Origin of the sequence: Bacillus sp. JJ634, assembly GCF_036962285.1 — a bacterium.
In the GTDB taxonomy this organism is placed as follows: Bacteria; Bacillota; Bacilli; order Bacillales; family DSM-1321; genus Peribacillus; species Peribacillus asahii_A.
In genome coordinates, this window is sequence record NZ_JBALMU010000180.1 from 441 (window position 1) to 3,346 (window position 2,906).

The following is a 2,906-nucleotide window of genomic DNA, read 5'->3' on the forward strand; positions in this document are numbered from 1 at the left end:
AAAGATATTTATGATGCAATTATTAGGTTAAAGGATAAAAATTATAGGGAATGTATTTCATCTTGGAATATTAATAAAGTGATGGAACATTACTTTATTGACAATGTTATGACTAATCTTAACTCAATTTATAGAGAATTGAATCGGAAAGTGTAATTTTGTATTTCAAACTAAGTTAAAAGCCTCGTTTTTTTTGGTGAATTGAAAGAGAAGAAAACTTCGTATGAGAAATCAAAATTAATGCTTATAGTTGATTTGTGGAGGTAGTTTTTAACAAAGTAATATCATTACAAATTATCTGTACCCATAGAAAGGGTTATGAAATATAAGAATGCAGAAACTATTCAAGTATATTAATTTAATGTTGGAATGGAATGTACAAGGCACAACTGTCGTAGGGGGAGTTGTGTCATTCGATTGTTTTTAGAAAGGTGTTCTCTATGAATAATAATATTAAAGTGATGCAAATAATACCTAATTTAAATTTAGGTGGCGCTGAGATTATGGTAGAAAACTTATCTATAAAACTGAAAGAAGATGGGTATGATGTTGATGTGGTTAGTCTTTATGACAATCGCTCTGCTATCACAGACAGATTAGAGAAACAGAAGATATCTGTTATTTATTTGGGGAAGAAATTAGGTTTTGATTTGAAGATAGTATTTAAGTTATATAATTTGTTTTTAAAGAAAAAACCAGATGTGATTCATACTCATCTACATGCATTACCATATGCTATCATAGCTGCTATAATTGCGAGAGTTCCGATAAGAGTTCATACTCTTCATAGCATTGCAACAAAAGAAGCTAGTAATTTCAAAAGAAAAATTAACCGATTGTTTTATAAATATTTTTGTGTGATTCCTGTTGCGATTAGCCCTAAAGTAAAAGAGTCAATAACAAATGAATATAATTTTAAAGATGGACAAGTACCAATGATTTATAATGGAATAAATTTAAACAAATGTATACCAAAGACTCAGTTTGAAGCTAAGAGTGACAAAATCAATATAGTTCATGTAGGAAGCTTTAAAGAGGCAAAGAATCACAAAGGATTAATTGAAAGCTTTCGTATTGTCCATAATCGATATCCTAATACTGTATTGAAATTGATAGGTTCGGGTGAGTTAGAAGATGCCATTAAGGATAAAGTCAAACAGCTAGGGTTAGAAGACAGTGTAATATTTTTAGGCTTAAAATCTAATGTATATTCTTACCTTAACGAAGCAGATATTTTTATCTTACCTTCACTTTGGGAAGGCATGCCTATTTCATTGATAGAAGCAATGGCTACAGGATTACCTATAGTAGCGACACGGGTAGGTGGGATTCCGGATATGATTGAGGATAATATTAATGGACTTCTTGTAAATACCAATACTGAGGATATTTCTGAGGCTTTGCATAAATTAATCAAAGACAAGGATCTTCGCCAAAGACTTGGAAATGCAGCTAAGTCCACGGCTAAATTTTTTTCAGCACAAGATATGGCCGAGGAGTATGCTAAGCTATATAAAAATATGGATTCATATAGATTAGATAGATATTCAAAATAAATTAATTAATTAATGGTGATTAATAGTGAGAACATTAGAAGTAGTTCCAAAAGAAAATGTAAAAATAATAACCTGGCTATTAGCCTTCTATTTGCTTTTAGCCCCACTTGATTTTTTACCTGTTATCCCAGGTGTATCTCTTTCAAGAGTTCTCGTATTCATCCCTCTGATTGGATTTTTCCTTTATTTAAAAGATATAAAAATGCGCCTTGATAGATTTTTTGTTGTTCCAGTTGTTTATGTTATGTTAACCATGCTAACAATCTTTTTTAGTTATGACCCTTCATCTACAATGCAGCGAATTATTACAATTGGTATGAATATAGGAGTAATTTTAGTTCTTAGCATGCTGAGCTATAATAAAAAAGAAATAAACATTTTAATAAGAGCAATGCTTTATAGTGGATGGGTTACTTTACTTCTTATGGTTCTGTTTCAAGATACAGACATACTGCAAGGGAGAATGACTATTATTGTAAATGGGGCCTATCAAGATCCTAATTATTTAACCGGATTTTTATTGTTCTCAATTCTTTACTACTTTGATGACTTTATTAATAATAAACAAAAAAAATCAATAATAAAAATGAGCATTTTTCTAATCTTCGTTCTTTTAACTGGGTCACGTGGAGGTATGTTGGGTGCATTAGGAGCAATTTTATTCTATATTTTGATTTGGATTAAGAGTAATAGGATGAAATTATCTTCTATTTTCACGATTATTAGCCTTATATTAATATCTGTAATATTTGTTATTCTAGCTGGAGATATATTACCGGAAGATATGAGGGAAAGATATACTGTCTCTTCTGTAGAAGAAAGTGGTGGTTCAGGAAGGACAGATCTTTGGGACACAACCTTACAAAGATACGGTGAATTTTCAGCATTCAACAAATTATTTGGGGGTGGAGCAGGTACGACTCCCTATTTCACGTATGGACACTCTAGTCATAATATATGGATAGATTCTTTGATTGAGATGGGACTAGTGGGCAGTTTTATTTTATTTTTTTAAAAAAGGCATACAAAACTAAGAAGTATGCTGTTGCATCTAGCTTTATGGGTTATATGATAATGGGTTTATCAATGTCATTATATTCTTACAAGCCTATTTGGAATATAATTTTACTTATTATGATAATTAAAAACAGTGAGAAACAGTTAAAACTTAGTATAAGCTCCAAAAAGAAGGAACTATAAAATTTTACCAAGATATAATATCACATAATTGGTATCCTACTTTTATACATTCAAGGAGATTTATATGAAAATAAGTTAATTATTTATTCGATTAATTTAATTTATTTTATATAATATAAGCTGTTGGAAAAGACAGAATGTTTACTGGTT

2 protein-coding genes are annotated in these 2,906 nt (G+C 30.2%); both read left to right on the forward strand.

Annotation, left to right across the window (positions count from 1 at the left end; genetic code table 11):
• The first annotated feature begins 440 nt into the window (after positions 1–440).
• Positions 441–1,556, forward strand: coding sequence for a glycosyltransferase (locus tag V7068_RS20910; RefSeq protein WP_499714390.1), 1,116 nt, complete (start codon positions 441–443; stop codon positions 1,554–1,556).
• Between the two features lie 25 nt (positions 1,557–1,581).
• A complete protein-coding gene (locus V7068_RS20915; protein WP_499714391.1) occupies positions 1,582–2,571 on the forward strand; it encodes an O-antigen ligase family protein in 990 nt (329 codons plus the stop codon).
• The last annotated feature ends 335 nt before the right edge of the window (positions 2,572–2,906 follow it).

Coding starts and splice junctions, on each gene's coding strand:
- V7068_RS20910 (WP_499714390.1), top strand. CDS start 441: ATGAATAATAATATTAAAGTGATGCAAATAATACCTAATTTAAATTTA.